This is a genomic window from Pseudomonas sp. CC11G, assembly GCF_056174845.1.
The window spans coordinates 171,177-197,160 of the sequence record NZ_JBWBZC010000003.1; the positions used below are offsets into that span (position 1 = coordinate 171,177).

8 protein-coding genes are annotated in these 25,984 nt (G+C 62.5%); 2 read left to right on the top strand and 6 right to left on the bottom strand.

Features of this window, described 5'->3' with window-relative positions; all coding sequences use genetic code 11:
* Positions 1-52 precede the first annotated feature (52 nt).
* Positions 53-2,122, top strand: coding sequence for an EAL domain-containing protein (locus tag AC0V2S_RS05495; RefSeq protein WP_475508846.1), 2,070 nt, complete (start codon positions 53-55; stop codon positions 2,120-2,122).
* A gap of 61 nt (positions 2,123-2,183) precedes the next feature.
* On the opposite strand, the gene secB is transcribed toward AC0V2S_RS05495, so the two are convergent.
* The 3 genes from secB to AC0V2S_RS05510 are packed head-to-tail and all read right to left on the bottom strand — an operon-like array spanning position 2,184 to position 3,394.
* On the bottom strand, positions 2,184-2,672 hold the full coding sequence (gene secB / locus AC0V2S_RS05500) for a protein-export chaperone SecB (RefSeq protein WP_475508847.1): 489 nt from the start codon (positions 2,670-2,672) through the stop codon (positions 2,184-2,186).
* 52 nt (positions 2,673-2,724) lie between these two features.
* Complete coding sequence (gene grxC, locus AC0V2S_RS05505; RefSeq protein ID WP_475508848.1) at positions 2,725-2,979, bottom strand: glutaredoxin 3; 255 nt, start codon at positions 2,977-2,979, stop codon at positions 2,725-2,727.
* Position 2,980: 1 nt separating this feature from the next.
* Positions 2,981-3,394 carry a rhodanese-like domain-containing protein gene (locus AC0V2S_RS05510; RefSeq protein WP_475508849.1) on the bottom strand — a complete coding sequence of 138 codons (414 nt, stop codon included), beginning with the start codon at positions 3,392-3,394 and terminating at the stop codon, positions 2,981-2,983.
* 209 nt (positions 3,395-3,603) lie between these two features.
* On the opposite strand from AC0V2S_RS05510, the gene gpmI reads away from it, so the two are divergent.
* Positions 3,604-5,139 carry a 2,3-bisphosphoglycerate-independent phosphoglycerate mutase gene (gene gpmI / locus AC0V2S_RS05515; protein ID WP_475508850.1) on the top strand — a complete coding sequence of 512 codons (1,536 nt, stop codon included), beginning with the start codon at positions 3,604-3,606 and terminating at the stop codon, positions 5,137-5,139.
* A 116-nt stretch (positions 5,140-5,255) separates the two neighbouring features.
* On the opposite strand, the gene AC0V2S_RS05520 is transcribed toward gpmI, so the two are convergent.
* The 3 genes from AC0V2S_RS05520 to AC0V2S_RS05530 are packed head-to-tail and all read right to left on the bottom strand — an operon-like array spanning position 5,256 to position 25,833.
* Positions 5,256-5,996: a SapC family protein gene (locus AC0V2S_RS05520; RefSeq protein ID WP_475508851.1), complete on the bottom strand. Its 741-nt coding sequence runs from the start codon at positions 5,994-5,996 to the stop codon at positions 5,256-5,258.
* A 23-nt stretch (positions 5,997-6,019) separates the two neighbouring features.
* A complete protein-coding gene (locus AC0V2S_RS05525; RefSeq protein ID WP_475508852.1) occupies positions 6,020-7,678 on the bottom strand; it encodes a ShlB/FhaC/HecB family hemolysin secretion/activation protein in 1,659 nt (552 codons plus the stop codon).
* The gene (locus AC0V2S_RS05530) at positions 7,666-25,833 is read right to left on the bottom strand and encodes a leukotoxin LktA family filamentous adhesin (RefSeq protein WP_475508853.1); all 18,168 of its coding nucleotides are present in this window, start codon (positions 25,831-25,833) and stop codon (positions 7,666-7,668) included. The genes AC0V2S_RS05525 and AC0V2S_RS05530 overlap by 13 nt, the downstream gene beginning before the upstream one ends.
* Between the last annotated feature and the right edge of the window lie 151 nt (positions 25,834-25,984).

Sequence of the window (25,984 nt, forward strand, 5' to 3'; positions counted from 1 at the left end):
ACCCCCTTTTGTCGCCTTTTCGCGCCCGTTCGGCGCAGTCTAAGCACACGCCATGGCCATTGAGAAAAAAACCATCCGGCTGCTGATTCTCGAGGACTCGCAGAACGAGGCCGAGCGTCTCGTCAGCCTGTTCCGCAACGCCGGCCGCGCCACGCGCGTACATCGGCTGACCTCCAGCGACGACCTGGCCAATGCCCTGCAGCAAAGCTGGGATTTGCTGATTGCCGCGCCGAGCAGTGAAAACCTCGACCCCAGCGAAGCGATCAATGCGATTCGCCGCCAGGCCAAAGATATTCCGCTGATTCAGCTGACCGCCGACAACGACCCCGACGCCATCACCGAAGCCCTTGCGCTCGGTGCCCAGGACGCCTTGCCGCAAGGCGAAGACGAGCGCCTGATTCTGGTCGCCAACCGCGAGCTGGCCAACCTCGAAGAACGCCGCGGCCGGCGTACTGCCGAAATTGCCCTGCGTGAAGCGGAAAAGCGCTGTCAGTTGCTGCTCGACAGCTCGGTCGATGCCATCACCTACGTGCACGACGGCATGCATATCTATGCCAACCGCGCGTACCTCAAGCTGTTTGATTACGAAGACGGCGACGAGCTCGAAGGCATGCCGATGATTGACCTGATCGCCGGGTGCGATCACGCCAACTTCAAAGACTTCCTGAAGAACTACCAGAGTGCCGAAGGCAGCGCCGAGCTGACCTGCAGCGGCATCAAGGCCAACGGTCAGACGTTCCCGGCGCGCATGAGTTTCTCGCCCGCCACCTACGACAGCGAACCCTGCATTCAGGTGGTGATTCGCGCGGAAACCGGCAACGCCGAGCTGGAAGAAAAGCTGCGGGAAATCAGCAGCCAGGACTTGGTCACCGGCCTGTTCAACCGCAGCCACTTCCTGGAATTGATGGACGGCGCCGCCGACCGCGCGGTAAACGCCGGGCAGCCCGCCACCCTTAGCTATATCCGCCTCGACCGCTACAGTAACTTGCTGGCCGAAACCGGTCTGGCGGGCATCGACCTGCTGCTTACCGACCTGGCCAACCTGCTGCGTCAGCACTTCGGTGACGACGCGCAGCTGGCACGTTTTGGTGACGACGTATTCGCCGCGCTGCAACCGGGCAAAACGCCGGAGCAAGCCGAGGGCGAGCTCAAGGCTCTGTTGAAGAAAGTCGAAGGCCATATGTTCGACGTCAGCGGCCGCACCGTGCAGACCAGCCTGTCCATTGGCGTGGCCGGGCTCAATGAAAAAACTCCCAACGCTCAGGAAGTGGTCGACCGCGCGCACCGTTGCGCAGACGAACTGGGCGATGGCAATGGCATCAAGCTGTACAACCCGGCACAAGAACTGGCCGCCGCCGCCAACCGCGGCAGCATCGTCGCCATGGTTCAGCAGGCCTTGGAGAACAACAGCTTCCGCCTGCTGTTCCAGCCGATCATCAGCCTGCGCGGCGACAGCAGCGAGCACTACGAAGTGCTGCTACGCCTGCTGAGCCCGCAAGGTGTGGAAGTGCCGCCGGGTGAGTTCCTCGAAGCCGCGCGCGAAGCCGGGATGGCCGAGAAGATCGATCGCTGGGTAATCCTAAACTCGATCAAACTGCTCGCCGACCACCGCTCCAAAGGCCACAACACCGTTTTGTTCGTGCACCTGTCGCAAGCCAGTGTGCAAGACCAGACGCTGCTGCCGTGGTTGAGCGTGGCCCTCAAAGCCGCGCGCCTGCCTTCCGATGCGCTGGCCTTCCAGCTCAGCGAGCCGGATGCCACCACTTACCTGAAACAGGCCAAAGCGCTGACCCAGGGCCTGGCGGAGTTGCACTGCAAAGTGGCCCTGAGCCAGTTCGGCTGTGCGCTGAACCCGTTCAACACGCTCAAACACCTGAGCGTCGACTTCGTAAAGGTCGATGGGTCGTTCTCCCAGGACCTCAGCACCGCCGACGCCCAGGAAGCGCTGAAAACCCTGCTCAGCAGCCTGCACGCGCAAGCCAAGTTGACCATCGTGCCCTTCGTGGAAAGCGCCAGCGTACTTGCCACCTTGTGGCAGGCCGGGGTGAACTACATTCAGGGTTACTACCTGCAGGGGCCGAGCCAGTCGATGGACTACGACTTCGCGGCGGGCGACGAATAAGCCCACCGGTTACCCACAAAAAAGGCGCCCCGCGGGGCGCCTTTTTTGTTTGCCGCAACACTTAGTGCTGAGCAGCACCCGCGCCTTCGGACTGGATACGCGCCAGCTCCTGAGCGTACAGCGCATCGAAGTTCACCGGAGCCAGCATCAATGCCGGGAACGAGCCACGCACAACCAGGCTGTCCAAGGTTTCGCGGGCATACGGGAACAGAATGTTCGGGCAGAACGCGCCGAGGGTGTGGCTCATGGACGCCGCGTCCAGGCCCTTGATCAGGAAGATACCGGCTTGCTGAACTTCAGCGATAAAGGCGGTTTCTTCGCCGGTTTTAACGGTAACCGACAGGGTCAGAACCACTTCATGGAAGTCGCCTTCCAGGGCTTTCTGACGGGTATTGAGGTCCATGGCAACGCTTGGCGCCCATTCCTGACGGAAGATTTCCGGGCTTTTCGGTGCTTCGAACGACAGGTCGCGCACGTAGATACGTTGCAGGGAGAATTGTGGGTTTTCAGCGCCTTGAGCAGCGCCTTCGTTGGTCACTTGATCAGTCATGTGCAAAACCTTCTTATCGATAAATGCTTACAAGCTAGTAAGGGTTAAAAACCTAGGCCTTGAGCAGCGCGTCCAACTTGCCGGCGCGCTCCAGGGCATACAGGTCATCGCAGCCGCCCACGTGGGTAGTGCCGATCCAGATTTGCGGCACCGACGTAGCACGAGCTTTGCGGGTCATTTCAGCGCGGACATCGGGCTTGCCGTCGACGCTGATTTCCTCGAACGCCACACCTTTGTTGGTGAGCAATTGTTTGGCGCGAATGCAGTACGGGCACCAGGCGCTGGAATAAACGACTACGGCAGGCATATCACTTCACCACTGGCAGGTTTTCGCCGCGCCAGCTGGAAATCCCACCAGACAGCTTGGCGGCGTTAAAGCCGAGTTTCTTCAGTTCGCGGCTGATGCTACCGGCATGCTGGCCCAGGGCGTCGACCACGATGATGGTTTTGGCCTTGAATTTTTCCAGCTCGGCAACGCGCTCGATCACCTTGTCGTGGGGAATGTTCAGCGCACCGACGATATGCCCGGTGGCGAAGTCTTTGTGCGAGCGCACGTCGAGCACGATGCCCTCGTCGCGGTTGACCAGAGCCACCAGCTCGCGGGTGCTGAGGCTGGCGCCACCTTTGCTCAACTCGGTGAAGATCAGCGCTGCCAGCAGCACTGCGAAAATACCGCTGAGCACATAGTGGTTAGTAGCAAATTCAATCAGGTGAGCGAGCATCAATAAGTTCCAGAACGGCAAAATGTCGGCCAGTATACACAGCCCCCAAGGGCGGCCAAACCCCGTCCAGCGGTGACGCAGACCTAACTTCGCTTTAAAATGCCGAACCTTTTATGCCTGTAGGAAAACTAATACGCGGGTGAACATTCCTTCGCCGCGTTTTCTGCAGGTAAAACCTCGATCTCCCATTGCCAAAAGCGAGCCGGATAATGACTGCCACGCCAAAACCACTGGTGCTAATCATCCTCGATGGCTTCGGTCACAGTGACAGCCCCGAATCCAACGCCATCTTTGCCGCCAACACCCCTGTCTACGACCACCTGCGCGCCACTCAGCCCAACGGGCTGATCTCCGGCAGCGGCATGGACGTGGGCCTGCCCGACGGGCAGATGGGCAACTCCGAAGTCGGCCACATGAACCTCGGCGCCGGCCGCGTGGTGTATCAGGACTTCACCCGGGTGACCAAAGCCATCCGCGACGGCGAGTTCTTCAGCAATCCGGCCATCGTGACTGCCGTCGATAAAGCCGTAAGCGCCGGCAAGGCCGTGCACACCCTCGGCCTGCTGTCCGACGGCGGCGTGCACAGCCACCAGGACCACCTGGTCGCCATGGCCGAACTGGCCGCGCAACGGGGCGCCGAAAACATCTACTTGCACGCCTTCCTCGACGGCCGCGACACCCCGCCGAAAAGCGCCCAGCCATCCTTGCAACTGCTGGACGACACCTTCGCCAAACTCGGCAAAGGCCGCACGGCGACCATCATCGGCCGCTACTTCGCCATGGACCGCGACAACCGCTGGGACCGCGTTGAGCAGGCCTACAGCCTGATCGTCGACAGCAAAGCCGAGTTCGCAGCCGACACCGCCCAGGCCGCCCTCGAAGCCGCCTACGCCCGTGGCGAGAGCGACGAATTCGTCAAAGCCACCCGCATTGGCGCCCCCGCCAAGGTCGAAGACGGCGACGCCGTTATTTTCATGAACTTCCGCGCCGACCGCGCCCGTGAACTGACCCGTGCCTTCGTCGAACCCGACTTCGCCGACTTCGCCCGCGCTCGTGCCCCCAAGCTCGCCGACTTCGTGATGCTCACCCAGTACGCTGCCAGCATCAAAGCGCCCATCGCCTTCGCCGCCAGCAGCTTGAACAACGTGCTCGGCGAATACCTGGCGAAAAACGGCAAAACCCAGCTGCGCATTGCCGAAACCGAGAAATACGCCCACGTCACCTTCTTCTTCTCGGGCGGCCGTGAAGATCCGTTCGAAGGCGAAGAACGCATTCTGATTCCGTCGCCGAAAGTCGCCACGTACGACCTGCAGCCGGAAATGAACGCGCCGATCGTCACCGACCGTATCGTCGAAGCCATCGAGCAACAGCGCTACGACGTCATCGTCGTCAATTACGCCAACGGCGATATGGTCGGCCACACCGGCGTGTTCTCGGCCGCGGTAAAAGCCGTTGAATGCCTGGACGAATGCGTGGGCCGTATCGTCGCCGCGCTGGACAAGGTCGGCGGCGAAGCGCTGATCACCGCCGACCACGGCAACGTGGAACAAATGGAAGACGAAAGTACCGGCCAAGCCCACACCGCGCACACCTGCGAGCCCGTGCCGTTTATCTACGTCGGCAAACGCGCACTGAAGATTCGTGACGGCGGCGTGTTGGCCGATGTGGCACCGACCATGCTGGCGTTGATGGGGTTGCCTAAGCCGGAAGAAATGACGGGCGAGAGCATCGTTATTCTGGATTGATCGGGCCAATGTTGGGCTTCGCCTTCGGCTCAACCCAACCTACCGGTCTGGACTGATCAAACCGTGCATAAAAAAACCGGGCCATGCGCCCGGTTTTTTTATGCCTCAAGCATCAATCAATGCTTGGTCTCTTCCCCAGCCTTCTTCGCCAGGTAATGCGCAAACAACTGGTTGGCGTTACCCAACGAGGTCAGGTGCGCGTAGATCCAGCCGAGGAAGCCCGAGCGGTGCAGGTCCAGCACGTGCTCGTCGGCCAGGGCGAGGAATTTCTCTTCGTCGATGGCCAAAAAGTCGCTCAGCACAAACGATTCGCCGCTGGTGTGGGTCAGTTTCAGGCTGCGGGGTGCCAGCAGTTCCAGCTCGTTGAGTTTGGCGACGAAGCGGCGGGTGCGTTCCATTTCGGCGGTGAAGTTCTGCAGGAACTGAATCATCTCTTCGAGAAATTCGCTGTTCTGGCCTTCTTCGGTGAACAGTTCACGGCCTTCGGTTTCGTTCCAGCCTGCGTAGGCGGAGTCGAAGCACACGGTGAAGTTTTCCGCGCCGTCTTGTGCCAGCACAAACGGGTAGCGACGCACGAAGGCAGGAATGTAGGTGTTCTCGGCCCATTGCTGGTTAGCGCCGACGTAGCCGTTGTGGCCTTCTTTCAGGCCCAGCAAGGCGATCGGCATGGCGCTTTCGCCTTCGCCGATAAACACGATCGGGTAGTGACGGGCTGCCTGGAAAAATTCCAGACCGGCCAGGGGCACCAGGTGGGTGCTGGCCGCGAATTCGCTGTTGTTGAGGCCGGCGAGCTTGAGGGTTTTGTGCTCGTCGCGGTTCAGCGCTTTGATTTCTTTGTAAAGCAACAAGGTGGTCATGTAGAAACTCCTGAAAATTCGGCTTAACGAATAACGATCTGGGCCATAACTTGGCCGCTGTCCTGGTCTGCCACCACATCCTTGAGGGTATTGGCTGCGATCAGGCTGATACTCAAATGCTTGCCCCAGTTAAAGTTGAGCCCGGCGCCGACGCTTTGCAGGTCGACGTCAGCGGTGCCCAGTTCCATAGCGCGGCCATAGTCAAAAAACACAAATGGCTGCCAACGTTCGCTGAGGTTCCAGTAACTCTCCAGGTTGAGCGTCATGCCTTGCGGCGAGGCGATCACCCCCGGTTCGTAACCGCGCACACTGCTGATACCACCAAACTGGTATAGCAAAGTGGACGGCAGGGTCTCAGTATCACTGGCGTACTGCCAACCGAAGCGGCCCACTATCAGAAATTCCTGACCCACATTGCGGCTTACGTAGGCGCTGCCGTTCAACAACTGGTAGCTGCCGCTATCGCCGGTGGTCTGGTTGTCGGTATTGGCTTGGCGCAGGCGCTGTTCGTAGCGCACGTACCAAGGCGAATCGCGGTATTCCACCTGGGCTTTGAGCAGCATTTCGTCAGCGCTGGTTTCGCTGAGCGTCAGCCCTTCGATGGTGGTTTCCGATTCCTGGTGGTTGTAGCCCACGCCACCGAGCCACTGCCAATGCTCGTCCACCCAGTAAGGGTGGTCGTAGCCCACGCCGTAGGTTTGCGAGTCGCCTTCGATATCCAGCGCGGCCAGCGGGCCGGTCTGGATTTGCAGGGTGTTGGCCCCCGCCTCCACATACACCACGCCGTTGTAGCGGTTCACCGGCCGGCTGTAGCGCAAGCTGCCGTACTGCGAGCCGTCGGTAGCCACCACCACGGCGCTCAAGGCATCGGCCACGCCGGTCGGCGAGAACCAGTTGAGCGTGCCGCCGTACTGCTCGCGACCGGTGCTTTCGGTGCCGTAGTTGTTGACGAACAACGACCACTGCCACGGGTCCGGCTCGAATGCTTGCAGGTCCACCCTCGTGGTGCCGAAGGTTTGCCCCGGCGCTAACGCGGCGCTCACTTGCGGGCCCGGCGTGGTGGCATTGAAGCGTTGAATCGAGGTCATCAGCGCGGTGCTGTCGAGGGTTTCGCCTTTGCTGACGCTCAGACGGTCCTGATAAAAATCTTCGTCGACATTTTTGCGGTCCTGCCACTTCACCTCGTCGACCTTGGCTTCCACCAGCACCACTTTCAGCACGCCGTTTTCCAGGTCCTGCGGCGGGATGATGGCCCGTGCGGTGAGCTGGCCCTGGCTTTCGTACAGGGCGTTCACCTCGCGCAGCAGGGCATTGAGGTCGGCAAAGCTGACCGGCTTGCCGACGTACTGGCGGGCGATTTCTTCCAGCTTGTCCTTGGGCAAAAACATCGAGACGTTGAAGCTGATGCCGCTGAGCTGGAATTGCTCACCTTGTTCGGGCAGCACCTGGTTATCCGGCATCTCACCGCGCAGCGCCGGCACCTGGGTGCGGTTGGCGCGCTCTTCGTCGGTGCGCTGCTGCTGAATACGCTCGATCTGCTGACGCTGCAGGGTCGGGTCGATCTGCCCGGGAATCCCGGCCGGCACGCCGCTGGGCAAGGTGGCCGCCTGGACCACCGCTGCACTTACCATTAACGCCACTGCCAAACCGCTGTTGCTGAACCGCTTGTTTACAGATCCCACTTGGCCGCTCCGTCCATATCGTCTTGGCCGGGCACGACGCTGTATTGCGGTTGCTGGCTGTCATTCATGTTCATGCGCGTGTCCATACGCATCTGGCTCCAGTTCGGCTTCCAGGCGGTTTCCGGCGCTTTGCCGGCCTGGAAGTTATTCAGAATCGACGCCAGGCGTTGCAGCGCCAAACCACGGGACATCTGCCCTTCACTGAAGCTGGCCGCGGTGGTGCGCTGGGTGACCACACCGGTTTCTGCCGGCGTGGCGGCGTGGGTCTCGCTGAAGTTGGTCAACAGCACCAGGTGCGTGTACTTGCGGTGCAGCACGTAGGCGTCGGTGGTCGTGGTGTTGGCCACTTGTTTCAACTGGAAGGCTTTATCCAGCTCATACAGCTGCACGTCGGCGTCCGGTTGGTACAGCGGCGTCAGGTTGTCCATCAGCACGGCGGCGGCCGAGGTGTAGAGCTTGAGGAAGTCCACGCCCGAGGCATCGCGCAAATCGACTTTGTCGCCACTGGTGGTGATGGTGCTGTCCACCGCATGCAGGTGCTGCGACACGATATCGGCCGCGGTCAGCTTGGTGACAAAACGGTTGGCGTTGGTCGCCCCCGAACCTTCTACCCACAGATTGAGTTGCCCTGCGCCGGTGTGGCGACCGTACAGCTCGATATCGGCACCGTGCAGATCCACGCTGTTGCCGATGTTGGCATCGGCTACGCGAATTAAATCGCCGGAGAATAGGCTCAGGTTTGGCGCAGTGGCCTTGGTCAGCAGAATGCTGGCCGTGGTTGCCACGCCATTGCGCCAGCCGGCGTTGATACGGGCGTCTCCGTCCGAAGCCAGTTCGCGGCCCTGGGTATTGGTCAGGCTGTCGAGCAGCACTTGGCCGCCGGCTACCAGGCGGTCGAAGAAGATGCTGTCATCGGTCGAGCGCCAGGTCTGGTTGCCGACGCTGCTGCTGGTGCCTTTCACTTCGATCAGGCCACGGGCCAGCAGGTCGATAAAGCTGCTGGAGGCCAGGTCGTTGACGCGCATCTCGTTGCCCGCCACCGCACTGATATGGCCTTTGCCGGCCGCAATCAACGGTGTGGTGATATTGCCCGAGGCGTTCAGCACGACATTGCCGGTCAACACTTCGGTGCCGAATGGCAGGCCGGTGGACACGATGCCCTGGCCAACCGTGATATCGCCATGTGCAGCGGACATGTTGATCGCACCGCCCGCCGTGACGCTGTTGCTGATGTTGATACCTTGGCCCGAGGTGATGCTGATATGCCGCCCTGCGGTAACGCTGTTGAGGTCCACCGAGCCGCCGATGATAAAGCTCAGATCACGCCCGGCTTTCGCATCGCCTTTGAGGTTAAGGTTACCGCCAACGCCTACCGTCAGATCGCGACCGGCCTCCAGCGAGTACCGGCCACCGAACTTCACCTCCGGCATCGACAAATCACCACTGGCGATGATGCCGACATCGTTCTTCGCTTCCACCTTCAAGCCGGTGATGTTGCCTTGGCCCGCATTCATATCGCCGGTGCTTTGCAGGAACACATCTTCATCCAGGCTCTGCACGCGGCCGAAGAACAGATTGCGACCTTTGATCACCAGTTGCTTGTTGGCTTCGGCGTTGCCGCCAAACACATCGCCATCGGTTTCAACGTAGAGGTTCTCGGCCGTTTTCAGGTGCCAGTTATTGGCATCGAGCACGGTCGGATCGAGCGGGTCAGCCAACACGCCAAAGCGGATAGTGCCCAGCGAGCCCGGCTTGGTGGTGAGCTTCATATCACCATTGCTGTAGCCCTTGGCGATCGTCAGGTCGCCATTGGTCAAGCTGGTCAGGGTGGTAAAGGCATTGACCACACCGAGGTCGGCCGAACCGGCCTGCAGGTCGATAAGGCTGGCATCGCTGTCCAGCGCATCGGCGGCAAACAGGCCCACGGCTTTTAGCGACAGCTTGCCGGTGGTGCTGGTCAACGCATGCAGATCGGCACTGCCCACCTCGTACGTGACATCGCCAACGGCGGTAGCGTTGTGACCGGTCCAGTTACCCAAACCGTTGACATCGAGGGTGCCGCCCACATCCAGATCGCCATAACGCAGCGCCGTGCCGGCCAAGCCACGGTGATGCAGCACGGTTTTACCGGTGCTGGTCGCCGAGTCCAGATCAAGTACGCCGTCCACGTTCAGGTTGAGGTCGCCAGTCACGTGCAGCGCACCGATATCCGAACCGCTGCCAATGAACAGCGTGGCGTTATTACCGCTGGTCAACGACGCCAGTTTCAGGTCGTCGTGCACGTTCAGGTCGGCGGTATCGGTGATGTTCGCGGTGTCGATAGTGGCGTTTACCGCCTTGAGGTTCCAAGCCGCCTGACCTTCAAGCAGGTCGAGCTTTTGCAGATCACCGCGCAGGGTGGTGTCCACCTGGCCTTTGATAATGGCGTTGCCAATGCTGGCGTTGACCGCGTTGAGGGTCCAGGTGCCATTGCTGGTAAGGCTGTCCAGGGACAGGTCGCCGGTCAGCGTCATGCCCACGTTATGGCCCACACCGGTGGTGCCCACCGTCGCCGCACCGATGTCGGCGCTGGCTGCTTTCAGGCTCCACAGGCCGTCGACGGCGCTGACCGTGTCGGCGCTGAATGCCCCGCCGATATCCATCAGCAGATTGCCGTGGTCGCTGCCGACAGTGGTGGTTGCCAGGCTAAAGCCGCTGCCGTTGACGTCGATGTTGTTGTAGGCCAACAGCTCACCAATCTTCAGCACGCCAAGGCCACGCAATTGCACGGCGCCGGTTTGGCTTTGCACCTTGGCCAGGGTCAGATCGCCGAGGCTTTGCAGGGTGAGGTTGCCATGGCTGACCAGGCTTCCGCTGGTAACGCCGGCCGCCAGTTCGAGGAACAGTTGGCCGCTGGCGCTGACAGTGACGTCTTTGCCCTGCACCCGCAGGTAACGACTGGCCGCGCCGATATCGCCGCTGGCGGTGGGTGTGCCGTTGCTGGTCAGGCTTACCGCGTTGGCCTGCCACAGCACGCCGTCGGCGTTGCTTTGCAGGGTTTTGCCGGTGAGGCCAAGGTTGCCGCTCGCAGCGGTGACGGTCAGCGCGCCGAGGTTGGCATTACCGCCCAGGCTGGCTTGCAGACTGGAAACCGCAGTCACGCTATTGCCAGTGCCCATGGTCCAGCTGTTGCCCAGGTCCATCAGCAAGGAGCCGAGGGTCCAGTTGCCGCTCTGCACCACGTTATTGGCCTGGCCGATATCCAGCAGGCCATCGACGCTGGCGGTGCGGATATTCAGGCCGCCCGGCTGCGGGTTGGCGCCTTGCAGGCCGCCGACATAGGCGTTGCCATCCACGTCCAGATCGATCTTGTCGGTCTGGCTGTTGAGCTGGATGCGCTGGCTGGCTGAACCGGCATTGCCGCCAACCTTCAGATTGATATCGCCACCGGCCAGCAGGTGCTCGCCAGACAGACCGGCGCCCGTCAGATTGCCGCCGACATTCAGGGTCAGTGCGCCGGTGCCGGTGGTCAGGCGCTGGATGCTCAGGTTGCCGGCTTGGGTCAGGTTGATGGCCTTGGCCGCACGGGCGGTCAGGTCGCCGCTGACATTGATATTCAGGCTGCCCTTGCCGCCGATATTGCCGCCCGAGGATTCCAGTACCACGTCGCTACCGGTGATTACCACAGCGCTGCCACGGGCGCTTTCGATGTTGCCATCGGTCTTGATGCGGACGGTGTCGCCCTGCACGTTGTAGATATTGAAGTCCTGAGTACCGCCCAGGTACACGTCGTGCGCGGCGGTGACGCTTATGGTGCCGCTGGCACTGACGTTGATGTCGTCGCGCTGCACGATGCGCAGCTTGTTCGGCTGGCTGGGGTCATCGACATACACATCGTCGAGTTCCGCACCGCCCAGAGCCGCCAGTTGCGCCTGGCTCAGGTTGGCGACGCCAACGTTGAGGTCCACCAGCACATCGTTGGCCAATACCTTGCCGACCCGGTTGGCTTCGAGGGTGACGTTGGCGCCCTGGATGTTGAATTTCTCCACCTTCACCTGGGTGTCGGTGCCACGGTTGACCAGGGCCGAAGACAGCGAATAACGCAGCTGGTCTTCGCTCCACTTGGCGGTCTTGTCCAAGGCTGCGGTTTCGGTGGCGGACAAGCTGTAGTGGAAGTTGCTGTCGTAGACCGCGCCGCCAAACTGGTCGTGCAGCGCCAGGTAGTCCGCGTTCACCCGCGTCTGCTCGGCGGCGATCTGCGTGGCGTTCAAGCCCAGGCCTTGCATCTGCGCCACCTGGTCGCTGCTGAACGCCACCTGGTCGAGGTCGAACACCTGGCCGTTGCGCAGGTTCCAGTAGCGCTCGTAGCTGGCTTGGCCGGCTTTGATCAGTTGCGTTTTCTGCGCCACCAGAGCGGCATCCGCTTCGGCACCGGTCAGGCCCATGTCGGCCCACAGCGCGCGCAGCTTGGTCAGATCACGCTCGTCATAGGACAGCGACGTGTTGCCGTCGAGGATGTCGCCGTTGGCCACCTTGAGGTGCACATCGCCGCCGGTAATCACCTGGTCCACCAGCAGATCGCCGCTGGTTTCATTGACGAACACACCGCCTACCGAACTGGCGTTGAAGCTCGCCGGCGAGCCGGTGATGGCGCCGTTGTCGGTATTGGTATCGATATTTACCAGCGCGCCACTGCTGCCCACCGAACCGTGGGTGGAAATCAGGGTCACGCCATGGCCGCGCAATACCGCGCCGCCCGAGGTGGTGATATCGCCCTGGGCCTTGATGCTCAGGTTGCCAGCGAGGGCGTCCATGCGGCTGATGTTCAAGCCGCCGTTACGGCCGCTGAACACCACGTCGCCTTTCACCGACTTGGCCGACAACAAACCACTCACCTGCACCACCACGGCCTGGGCCGCGCTACCGATGCCGGTGTTGGCGTCGATGGTCAGGTTCTTGGCCTGCACCACAGCGCCGGCGGCGCTTTGAATCAGCGCGCCGTTGGTTTGGATGGTGGTGTTGCCGTTCTGGTTGAACAGCGAACCCAGCAGCACGACGTTGCCTTGCGAATTGACGTTGATCAGGCCGGTGTCGGAACCGGTGAACTGGATATTGATCGGGTTATCGGCGGCCACGGTAAAGCGGTTGATGATGGTCTTGCCTTGGGCGACCGTGGTCTCCATCCAACTGCGTTTGACCTGGCACCAGATGAATTTCTTCTCGCACGTGGTCCAGCTGTTGGTAGAGGTACGCGGGTCCGAACCGTCGTCGAATTTCTCGGTGGTTTTTTTCACTTCGCCAGAGGCCACCGAACCATCGCTGCCCATGTACTCGGCGCCATCAATCGGGCGCTCGGCCGAGGTTTTCACGATCGGTGGGCCATACAGCGTGCCCTCGCCTACCTTGAAGGCGCCCCAGAAGCTGTCCTTGTAATACTTGCTGATCGTGGTCTCGGTACTGTCCTGGCCGGTCAGCCAGGTGTAGGTGCGATCGTTGACCGGGGTGTAGGTGGTGGTGCGGCCATCGGTGATGCGCACGTTGGCCTTGGTCAGCACTTCGGTGCTCAAGCCCTGGCGCAGCATGATGTTGTACAGGCCGCTGGCGGCGTTGAGGTCGCGGGTGTAGATCGACGACCAGACGTACTGGTTGCCGCTGCTGTCGCGGCGCACGTCGTTGAGGCGCAAGGTGCCTTCGGTGCCAGCGCCGAGGTCGATCTGGCTGAGGCCGATCTGATAGCCGGTGTTGTTCTTGATCTGCACCTGGCTGTAGCCGTCGAGCACGTTCAACTGGCCGTTGCCGGTGCTCATGATGTAGCCGGTGAGCTCCATGTAACCGCCAGCCACTTCCACCGAGTCGAGCACGATGCTCTTGGTGCTGAAGTCGTAGCCGTAACCCAACTCGCCGGTGCGCACGTTGCGGCTTTTCAGCACCACGAACGACGGGCCTGTCTTGGCGTCATAGGCCGCCTGCCCCGCCGTGATGGTGTTGGTCAGCGCGGTGCTGTTATCGATGGTCACGGTCCACACCGGCACGCCGCTCTGGATCAGGCCATTGATGTTCAGGTACTGCGCGGTGATCACCACGTTGTTACCGACCACGGTGCCCGAGCCCACCGCTGGCGCGGTTAGGGTCATCTTGCCGTCGGCAGCGGTGACGTAGTTGGTGGCCGGGTCGCCACCCACGTGGAAGAACGGGTTCGCCGAGTTCAGCACGAAGTCGCGGCCGGCAGTGATTGCCAGGGTTTTGCCGCGGATATCGTAGTTGGCGTAGATGCTGCCGTACTTGGCTTCGACGCTGACCAGACCGCGCTGGTTGAAGATGCGCCCATCGACATAGATATCGGGCGCCGGTGCGCGCAGGCCGTCCGCACCGGTCACACCGGTGGACGGGTTGTAGTTGTTGACCACCGAAATCACCGGGTCCGGCGAGGTCGCCGACACCGTCACCTTGGAGAAGCCCGCCTGGTTCTTGTAGGCGCTGGAGTTGGCCGTGTTGATCGCCGAGACCGTGCTCATCGACGCATCGTTGAACAGCAACTGGCCGCCTTCGCGGAACGGCACTTCGAGGCCGAGAATGCGCAGGAATGCCGAGCTGTTGTTGGTCACGGTGATCTGCGCATCGCCTGGGGCGTTGAGCGTGCCGTTACCAATCAGGGCATCGCCGGTCACCAGCACATTGCCCGGTTTTGCCAGGATCGGGTCGAGGACAAAGATATTGATGTCCTGGTCCTTGGCGACCGTGGCGCCGGTGCTGGTGTCACCGCCCATCTCGGTATACAGCGCATCTAGGGCCTTGCGCAGAATGGTCTGCTCGGCCGTCATGGCGGTGCGTTCCACAGGCGACAAACCGTAGTCCGCCAACTGTTTGGCCAACTGATCCAGGCGTACGGTGATGTACTGCGAGTAGGTGCCGGTCTCCATGTGGTAGGTGATATTGGTGTCGCTGGTGGTGACCTTCGGCGTGATGGTGATCGAGTCACTGTCACTCAGGGTCATCGCGGCCAGTTGGGCCAGGGTTTTGCTAACACCATTGAGCTTGTAGTCCAGGCCTTCGATCACCACCGAACGCTTGTTGTAGTAACCGGAGTTCAACGCGCCATCCACACGCACCACACCCAGCGAGGTGTTGGTGGCGCTGCCCGATTCGATCTCTACCGACAAGCCGAGCGCGCTCAGCGCCTCGGTGTAGAGGTCTTTGGCCACGCCTTTGCCGAGCAGATTGCCCCAGCCTTTGTCGGCATACGCAAACACATCGCCAACGCTGTTGACCTGGCTGCCGGTCGCCACGTTGATGTTGCTGTTACGGGTGTAGGTGGCATCGGCATTCGGTTTGGTGGAAACCGGGAAGGCGGTGTTGTTCCACAGGTCGGTGCGGGCGGTCAGGGTGGCCTGGTTGGCCGAGCCGCTGACGGTTTGCCCGGCGTACAGGCGAATGTCGCCGTAGCCCAACAGGGTGGAATTGCTGCCCAGCACCACATCGTAATTGGCGTTGACCCGCGCCAGGCTGTTGCCCTGCGCCGCACCGGCCAGGCCCCAGGTCTTGGCGGTGACGGCGGTGTCGATCAGGTAGTCGCCGCTGCCGCTCAACACGATATCGCCGATGCTCATCATGTCGGCATTGGCGCCGACGCTGACCTTGGCGTTGGCCTTGGTCACATCGACCTGCGACTTGGCCAGGGCAATGGCGATGGCGCCGCCGCTGTCCAGGCGCACTTTGTCGTAAGCGGTGACCTTGTTGTAGGCGCTGATCAGCATATTCACCGGCACCCGGAAATCGCCGATCAGGTGCAGGTAAGACGCCGCGCCGATCAGGCTCTGGGTATCCAGGGCGATGGTGGAAATGCTCTGACCAGCGGCGGCATCGACCACGCCACCGGAACCGGATTTGACGTTGTAGTCGCTGCTTTGCGCTTTGGTCACCAGCGCCTTGGCGCTTTGCTCATAGGCATAGGCATTGATACGCGAACCACCCACCAACTCGGTGCTGGTGGTCAGGTTCAGGCTGTTGCCGGCATGGGCACCGCTGGCGCCAACCAGCGACGCATTGATGCTGTCGACGAAGGCGTTGAAGTTGCTCTGGTGCAGGGCACTGAGGAGCACTTTCTGGAACAGCGAATCGCGGTTGGCGACCGTGTCGTCTTTACCGCGGGCATACAGGCTGGCTTTGGTGGTGCTGCTGTCGCTGGTGGTGGCCACCGCGGCGGCGCCACTGATCAAGCCACCCTGGCCAGAGACGGCGGTAGCGAGGTTATCCACCACCCCGGTAGCGCTGACCGTCAGGGTGCCCATATTGCCGCTGAAACGACCATTCACCAGTGCTTGGGTAGAACCGCTGGCGCTGGCATTGGCTACCGTGGCGCCGACCGCGTAGTAGCCGGCGGCATAGCCTTCGGCAGCAGCACGCTGGCTGACGTCGCGGCCGGCGCTGAAGGTCCAGTTGCCGCCGCTCAAACCGATGAACTGGCTGCTGGCATCGCTCTGAACCAGGCTGGTGCTTTCGTTGCGGGCGGTGGCAACCACCGCGTTGGCGGAGACGCCCAAGCCACCGCTAACGCCCAGGCCGTGCACATTGACGGTGTGGTTGCTGCCGTTCTGGGTGATCTGACTGCTGAGGGTGGCGCTTTTCCCTTGCAGCTGAGTGCCGCTGGCCAACACCACTTTGCTGCTGGCTTTGGCCAGTGCATCGATCACCGAAGCCCCTGCCGACACCACACCGCCGAGGGCCACGCTAAGGGTTTCGGCGTTCAATTGTGGCGTGGCTTCGGCCGTCAGGCTGAGGTTGTTGGTAGCCGTCAGTTTGGCGTTGCTGCCCACGTTGACGGTGGCGCTGCTGATATCCGAGGCCTTGACCACGGCAGCGTTGACGCCCACCAACAAACCGCCAGCGGCGCCCTGAGCCTTGAGGGTGACCGGCGCTTGCGAGCTGCTGGAAAGCGACACATCGCTGCCGCTCAGGGTCGAGCTGGCGGCCACATCGGTGGTCACCGTGCTGTTGTGCGCGGCTACACCGAGCACCAAGCCAGCGCCGCCCAGGCCGCCGGCAGCGACGCCGAGGGCTTGTACGTCAAGACCCTGCTTGTCGCTGGCCGAGGCCTTCAACTCGCGGGTGCTGGCGATGGTGCCGGCGAGGTTGGCGTTGACCAGGTTATTCACTACCGCCACGCCGACCGCCGCACCCAGGCCAATGCCCAGGCCACCGGCGCCGGTCACGGCCTTGACGTTGACCGCTGGCGAGCTGTTCAGGCTCTGCGCCAAGGCGCTGAGGGTCAGGCTGCCGGTGGTGAGGCTGCCGCCCACTACTTCAGCGATCACCCGCGCGTTGGATAGGGTGTAGGCGATACCGGCACCGAACGCCGCGCTACCGCCGGCCACTACGCTGCCGGCCAGGTTGCTGGAGTAGAGTTTGTCGCTGGCGGTGACTTTGCTGTCGCCCTGGGCGACCACCGTGCTGGCGCTGATGCGCGCCACGGTTTCCTGTTTGTAATTGGTGTTCTGCAGGCGCGACTTCACTGCCACGTTGGTGGTGGCCGTGGTCAAGCGTGCGGTGTCGCTGCTGTTGCTGGTGGTGACCAGGGTGGCGCGGCTGCCATCGACCGGCAGATTCACCGCCTGGTAATCGAGGTTGGCGTTGCCGCGCGAGCTCAGCTTGTCGCTCTGGCTCAGGGTGCCGTTGCCGCCGTTATCCAGCTCGTCCAGCGGGTTGCTGCCTTCCTGGGTCAACACGCCGGAACCGAGCAACAGCAAGCCGATGCTGCCGCCCAACGACGTGCCGGCCGACAGGCTGCCGGTCACGGTGGTCAGGCGCGCATCCACTTCGCGCTGGGCGTCGATGGTCAGCGCATTGGCGAGATAAGCAGTGCTGTTGAGCATCTGCGCACGGGTGGCGCTGTTGGCCACCAACACGCTGGCGGCAGCGCCGGCGGAGGAACCGCCAATGGCAACCGAGCCGCCAGTGAGCAAAGCGTCGAGGCGGTCTTTGGCGGTAATGCTCAGGCCACCGGCATAGGTGCTGCTGGTGCCGATATCGGCATAGCCCACGCCTGCTTCAGTGGTGTTTTCCAGCATGACCACTGTGGTGGAACCGGCCACCGCGACGCCGGCACCCGAGCCACTGATGGCGTTGGCGCGCACGCCGGTGTTGGTGCTGGCATCCACATCGATCTGGCCGCTGCTGGCGATCTTGGTGCGGGTGGTCGGCGTGGCTTGGTCGCCGATCCAGGCGCGCACCAGGCTCTGGTTGCTGGCGTAACCGACGCTAGCGCCGACGCCCACGGCGCCGCCGGACAACGTGCCGGCATTCGGCGACAGGCGATTGAGCGCAGTCGAATTAAGTTTCAGCGAACCGACGTTGAGTGTGCTGCCGGCGTTTACCAGCGCCTGGGTGCTGCCCTTGAGAATCAGCACACCGCCGCTGCCGGCCACACCGACAATGCCGCCGCCAAGGGTGGTGACGATATCGCTGGCCGCTTGCGTGGAGTTGGCGCGCACCATGGTTTGGCCACGGCTGTTGACCGTGGCACCGCTCAGACGCGCGGTGGTGCTGCGGTCCATGATCACGGTGTCGATGGCGGCGGCGACTGCTGCCGCACCCAGCGACACGGCGCCACTGAATACGCCGCCAAAGGTAAAGCTATGGCTGGAAGCAGCCACGCTGACTTGCTGCGCGGCGTTGGCGCTGCTGGCGTTGTCGCTGGCTTGGTTGATCTTGGCGCCGTCGATATAGGCGCTGGTCGAACCGCTGACCAGGCTGGTGTTGCTCAGCCCGGAAACGGCGGCGCTGGCAATCGGCACCAGGGATACGGCGGTGCTCAGGCTCAGCTGGCCGAGCTGCTGCAACGAGCCGGCGCGTACGGCCAGGCCATGCACAGTTTCCAGGCCGGTTTTCAGGTCCAGTACCGGGTTGAATTGCTGCGCGTCGGACCAGCTGTTTACGTCCGGGGCATTGGTCAGAATGCCGTTATCCACCGACAGCCCATTGGTGCCGCCGCCCAACGCATCGACCTGAGTCGCTGTGCCGGAAATGCCAGCTTCGGTGGTGCTTTCCATCTGGTTGACGGTGACCAGGCCCGCTACGGCGGCGTTGCCGCTGCCCGCTACCACCATCGCGCCGGAGCGGATGATGTCGCGGTTGTTGGCCAGTACGCCCACGTCTTCCTGGGCTTTAACCAAGGCGCCGTCTTTGATCAGCGCTTTGGTCGAGGTTTTGATCAGGTTGCTCGCCACACCGGCCGACACGGCAGCGGTGCCGGAGAAACCGGCGGAGATCGACGCGGCGTTAATGCTCGCCTCGGAACCGGCCGTCACCAGCAGTTGTTTGACGGTCCAGGCGCTCAGGTCTTTGTTGCCCGAGAGGCGCGCTTCAATCTGGTTGGTGATGCGGTTGACCGCTGCGGCCACACCGACAGCCACCGAGCCCGCGCCTACAGCGCCCCCGGCCAGGGAGTTGATGGTGGAGGTGTCTTTGGCGCTGATCAAAATATTATCAGCGTTGCCGGTACTGGTATCGATGGCTGCCGTGGTGACTGCGCCAATGATATTGGTGGTGTTGGAGAACACCGCCGCGCCGGTGCCTGCGCCCGCGCCGCTCAAGGCCAAGGTGTCGATTTGCGCGCTGGTCAGCGCCGACACTTTGATGTTCTTGAAGGAGGCGTTGGTATCCAGGGCCAGGCTGCTGTTTTCGATCAGCGCTTGGCGTTGCTGGGTGATTTGCGTAACGGCCACAGCACCTGCGCCCGCGCCGCTGCCCGCGCCCTGCACGTTACCGGCGAGGGTTTTGACGGTGGCAGTGCCCTCTTCCACCAGCACGTTGACGGTGTCGGCACCGGTCAACGTAACGCCGGTGAGGGTGGCCAGGTCTTTGCCGTCCAACACGTTGACGGCTACCGACGCGCCGACCGCCGCATTGGCTGCGCCGCCCACACCGACCGCCGCCGAACGCACGGCCATGGAGCCCTTGGCTTGCACGTTCAACACATCGGCCAGGTTCAGGGTGCTGGTGCCGATACGCGCTTCGCGGGTGACGGTGATCAGGCTGTTGGCATCGGCTGCGCCCACCGACAAACCACCGCTACCGGTGACCGTGGCTGCCAGGGCATTGATGGTGCGGTCGCCTTCGACGGTGACGTCGAGCGAGTTGGCGCCAATGGTGCTGCCGACGATGGTGGCCCGCTCGGTGCCTTTGAGCACGCTGGTGGTCACCGCGCCGTTGACGGCGACATCGCCGCCGCCACCGGCTGTTACGGCAATGGTGTTGATTTCCTGATCGGCCGCAGTACGCACCGTGGCCTGGTCGAAACCGGTGACGGTGGAGTCGGTGATCTGCGCGGTGCGGTCGGCATTGATGATGTTGACCGCCGAGGCGGCGCCAAAGGAGCCGGTGCCGCCGTAGGTCACCGCGCCGGCCAGCGAGCCGATGGTCAGGCCATCGGTGGTGCTGGCCTGCACGTTAAGGTCGGCACCGCCGGTTTGGGTGACGGTGCTGTTTTCGATGGCCACGTAATCCTTACCCTGGATCACGTTGTTCACCGAGGAGATATTCACCCCCAGGCTGCTGGCCCCGGCGCCACCGACGGCGATGCCGTAGATTTCGCCGTCCAGGCCGCTCTGCACGTTGAGGTCACCGGTCAGGTTCACGGTGCTGTCTTTCAACGTCGCGCTGCGTGTGCCGGTCAGCAGGTTGGTGGCAAAGGCAGCGCCAACAGCTGCGCCGCTATCGGACAGCGACACATTGCCCGCCGCCGCCCAGATGCTGTTGCTCAGGCCTGGCTGGGTGGAATACAGATTGAGGGCCTTGCCGGTGAAATTGCTCTGACTGAGCAACGCCTGGGTGGCGCCGGCAATGCGGTTGTAGCTCACCGAACCGGTGATCGCGGTGCCGCCGGAACCGGCCGCGCCAGCCACGGCCACGCTGCGAATCTGGCTTTGCTGCGCGCCAATGATGTTGGCGGTGCCGTCCAGGGTGGCGGTCACATAGGCCAGCTGCGCCAACACGGTTTGTTCGATATCGGTGATGGCGACTGCACCGCCAATCGCACCTTTACCGCCAAAGGCGATGGCGCCGGCTAGGGAGTAGTAACCACCGGCTTTTTGCGCCGACAGATCAAGGGTCTTGGCTTTGATGGTCAGCGGGGCGCCGGCGGTGCCGAGGATCTGCGCGGTTACGGTGCCACGATCAATTACGGCAGTGCCGGAACCCAGCGAGCTCTCTTTGCCGGAACCAGCAAAACCCACCGCAGCGGCCACCACTTCGGTGGCGTTGAAGGCTTCAACTTTCAGTGCGCCGGACAGGTCAGTGGTGACGTTGCCCATGCTCGCCAGGTAATCGCTACCGGCGTAGATCATGCCGAACGCCGCGCCGCCGGCACTTTTGCTGCCAATCGCCACGGAGCCGGCGATGCCCAATACCGCTTCGCCCGACACATGGCCGTCGAACAGCGACGTGGTGGCGCCATCGTACTTGCCGTCGTTATCGGCATCTTTGCCGTCGGTGGTGGTGGCGCTGGCATCAATGCTCGACAGGCTGTCTTCGTAGCCCAGGTCGGCGCCGGCCAGGGTGCCGGCGGCGTTGCTGTCGAACTTGCTGTCCAGGTCTGTGAGGTCAGACACGCTGCGTGCCTGCACATTCACCGCGCCGCCGGTGAGGCTGGATTTTTTCAGGCTGCCGCCGCTTGGCGTGTAGCCATCGACGCGCGCGGTGACCTGGTTGTCCAGGTAACCGGCAAAAATCGATGCCGCGCCCGCTTCGCCCGAAGTGCCGGCAACGCCCAGCGCCGCCAGCAGCGTTTGTGTGGCGCTGTAGGCGCCGACATCAAGGGTGGCGAACTTGCTGGCGCTGCTGCCCAGCCATTCAGCGCTAATGGTGTTGGCCAGCAACGCGATGGTCACCGAGGCACCATAGGCGCTGCCGCCGGCACCCTTGGCCCCGGCAAATGCGCCGCCGCCAATCAGCGAGCGGGAACGGTCATAGGCCAACACTTGAATGGTGCTTGGCGCGCTGGTGCGGCCGGTGATGGTGCTGTTCACCACTTGCGCGTGGGTGGTGTTTTTAAACTGCGCGTACGAGCCGGAAATCGCTTTCGAATCGTTGGACACCGAACCCGAGGTGGCCACGGCCAGGCCCAGGCCCATGGCGATCAGGTCGCCATCGGTGGCGGCATACACCTTGAGCAGGTCGTTGTTATTCAGGGTGGCGTTGGCCACCTCTGCAGTGGTGACGTTGGCGAGCATGTTGGCGGCAATCGCGCCAGACAACGCGGAGCTGGTCTGCGACTGATTGCCGTTTTTGGCCAGGGTCAGCGCACCGGCACCTGAGCCAGCGAACTGATGGGTCTGGTTCAAGGCCAGCACGTTGACCTTGGTGCCTTTTGCCGTCGGGTCGCGTGGGTCGAGGACGATATCGGCGAGGCGCGCCTTGGTGTTCTGCCGCGACACGTTAACGCTGGCCGAACCGGCGGCGGCCAGGGCCGATTCCGGAATATCACCGGTGCGCGTCGGATCATCGTCGAGGATGTTTTTTACCGAATTCCATTTGGCCTTGGCCTCGGCCCACACATTGAGCACGCCGACCTTGAGATTGCCCAACAGAGTCTCGGCCTTGCTGGTGGCACCGCCCGCGGCATCCTGATTGGCGGTGGCGGAGTCCTGCTTTTCCTTGTCGGTGCGGGCCACGCCGCCGGCCAGCGAGAACGCGCCACTCTGGCCACCGGACAGCGCTTGCATATCCAGCTCATCGACGGTCCAGGTCGACTTCACGCCCAACGCACCGGCCCCGGTCAGGGCACGCCACTGGCGGTTGTCGCCGATCAGCGCCTGTATATCGGTGTCCACCTGATTGACCGCGATGCCAATGCCTACACCGGTGTCTTCCGAGAAGCCCAAGGCACCCGAGGCACTCCACAGCCCCAGGCTGTGCTTGGCATCCACATCCACCCGATCGGCTTTAACGGTGGCGCCATTGTTGATCGAGGCGTTGACGGTTTCATCCAGCAGCGCCAGCACCAGCGAGCCATTGCCCGCAGCACTTGGGCCCTTGCCGGCGGACGGACTGATGCCAATGATCAGGTCCTTTTCCTTGGCCGCTACCGATAGCGCCTGGGTAGTGACCTGGGTGCCCGCGCCGATACCGGCAACGGCCGAACTGTCGTGCAGCATGATGTTCAGGCCGGCGCCCACCGCCGTGCCTTTCTCCGACTTGGAACCGAACAGGGCGATGCCGAAGTTGCCGGCAACCGCCAGGCGCTCCACGCGGTTTTCCGCCAACAGGCTGACCGGCGCGGCCCAGTTGTTGGTGCCGCTGGCCAACGCACGGTTGCTCCAGTTATCGGTTTGCAGCGTCCAGGTTTTCAACAGCGTGCCGTCGCTGGCCAGGTCGCGCCACAGCTCGCTGGTCCAGGCGCCGGTACCGCTGGTGGTCAGGCTGCTGTTGTCGCCGACCCAGGCGGCGGCATTGATGTCGTTCTTCATCACCGACACGGCGCCGGCCAGGCTCAGCTTGTCGGCCTCACCGGTGGAGTTGGCGTACTGGCTGGGCAAGTCGCCAGGGCTGGCCAATGTCAGCACCAGGTCTTTGAGGCCGCTGTACACGTCGCCCAAGGAGCTCCACTCGTCAAAGCCGGTGAAGGCCAACCCGGCCTTGTCGTTGATCGGCAGTTCGTTCTTGGCGCCAACGCCGATATGGCTGGCCTTGACCGTGACGTTGTCGCCGATCAGGGCGCGGGTGTTCTGGTTTAGCTCGCTGTACACCAGCGCCACGCTGACCGACTTTTCGGTGGTGTCTTTTTCTTTGACGTTGGAGTTGATCGTGCTGGAGGCGCTGTTACGCAGGCTGGCTTGGTATTGCAGGGCCTGCACCGACACATCGCCGCTCACGTCGATGCTCAGGGCAGTGCCGCCGCTGGCACCCAACAAGGCTTCAGCCGTGTGGTTGGCTTGGGTCAGGGTGACCGCCGAGCCAAAGCGCAGTTTGTTGACTTTGTTGGGCTGCGCATCGTCCAGGGCAATGCCCAGCAGGTCGGTAATTTTCGGCGTGATAAAGCTGATGGACGGGTCGCTGAACTTGGAGAACAGGAAGTTCAGCGAGCCCTTGCCAACCTTGACCTCGGATTTATTCGACTGCTCGTAGATAAGGTCCAGCGCACTGACGTTAAGGTTGCCGCCCTTGGTCAGCGCCGCATTGAACTGAGTCTTGGTGCTGCTGTTGTAATCGGCCAGGGCGATAGCCGGGCCGCCGCTGGCGCCCAGGCCGATGGCCTCGAACGACACGTTGTTGATCAGGGTTTGTTCGGCCACCGAACGGGCGGTGATATCGCCGGTGACATTGACCACCGCGCCGCGGTTAACGGTTACGTGGGTGTCGATATCGCTGTGGGCCATGCCAAAGGCAAAGCCCATGGTGGTCAGCGGACTACCGCCGGCGTCGTGGCTGTTGACGGCTTTGGTGTCCAGGTCCAGCACGTTGTCGCTGGTGGCTTCGAGCAGCAGGTTTTTGCCGGCGGTGAGTTTTGCGCCGCTGGCCACTTCCACCGAAGTGGTGCCACTGAGGCTGCCGTAGGTGGCGCCCAAGCCAAACGGAATCAGGCTGTTGATGCCTTCAATTTTGCCGTTGATGTTGCTGTCGATGTGCCGAGTGCTGCTGGCGGTGAGGCTGAGGTTATTGCTGGCTTTCAAATCGGCGGTGGCGCCGATGGTGACCTTGGCGTCGGAGCTGACCACTTGCAGGCCGATGAAATCCTGCAGCGCCAACAGCTCACTGAAATTGCCCGGATCGTCGGCCAGCATCGACTTGAAGTCGTCGCGGTTGTAGGCGTTCAGCGAGTCGTACAGCGTGCCGAAGGCGGTCAGGTTATCCAGGCTTAGCAGGCTGCTGGCCCACAGCGGTTTGATGATGGCCTTGCTCTGCGCATCGATGACGATATCGCGGCCTTTGATCAAGCCATCGATGGTGATGCTGGCATTCGCGCTGGTCCAGCCGGCCAGCTGCTGGTCGGTGGCCAGGGCCTGCACGGTAACGGCGCCGGCCTTGGTGCCATCGGTGGCGTGGCTGGCATCCAGGGTGGAGCCGTTGGCAAGGGCGATGGTGGCGCTACCCGCGCTGCCGGCGAAAATCGCCTTGGGCGTGGTGGGCAGGTCATCCAGATCGGCGGCGGTGGTGTTGTCATCACCGCAGAAGGTGCAGCTGATATCGCTCAGGGCTTGCAGGGTAATGTTCCCTGCCTTGCCGGCGCCGCTGGCCGTGGTGCTGATTTTGCTGCCGCTGGCCATGTTGATATGCGGCGCTTCGACGATCACGTTGCCGGCGTTATTGCCGGCCGTGCCGCTGGTGTTGACCAGGGCCTTGTCGTTGAAATTGACATGGTCGGCGCTGGCGATCTGCACGCTGCCGCCGCTGTTGTCGGCCATCAGCGCGGCCAGCTCGCCGCTCACCTCCACGCCGTTTTTACCGAGGATTTTGACCGAGCCGTTGACACGACTGACGTCGGTGCCGATCGACAAATGGCTCAGGTTTACCGTGCTGGCGAACACCATATCCGCCGCCGACACGCCGCCCTTCAGTGTGGCGCCAGAGGCAACTACCGCCGAGGCTGCAAACAGGTTGATCGAGCCGATGGTGTTGACCTGCCCCTGGATTTTCACCTCGCCGGTGCCACCGTTGAACGCACCGGCCATCAAGCTGGCGGCCGTGGCGTCGCCGTCGGTAGCGGAACCATTCTTGGCGGTATTGAGCAGGGTCTGCATTTGCGCCGTGCTCGGGGTGGAGACGGTCAGGCTCCCGACGTTGACCACACCGCTGGCGCCCACGACCAGGCCGTGGGGGTCGGCGAAGATCACGTTGCCGCCCAGCTTGCCGTCCATCACGCTATTGAGCGTGCCATTGATTTCGGCCCGGGCATCGTGCACCAGGTTAACCAGGTTGCTCGCCCCGGTTGGCAGCACCAAATTGACCGTGTTGTCCTTGCCCACCACGAACTGGCCAAACGAGTTGAACCCGGTATTGCCGTGTTGGGTCGCGGTGGTGATGTTGGTCACGGTACCGCCGGCCGCCGTGATGCTGGTCAGCGTGTCTGGCGACCCACCGCTCTGGTGCACGGTGATGGTGTTGGCGTCGGCCACGGCCCAGGAAGGCAAAACCCCAAGGCTGGCGAGCAGCGCTGCCGTGATGCGGTTGGGTTGGAAGCGCAATCCCGCTGTGGCGGCTACTGAATGAGCTGCAGGGAGCTGGGGGGAATTACGCTTAACCATGACGACCTCGCTGTCGGGAACTTTCCACAACAGGCATTGTCGGTCGGCACGTCAATTGTGAACTACTCGTGGTCGTTCATGGTTGTGAACA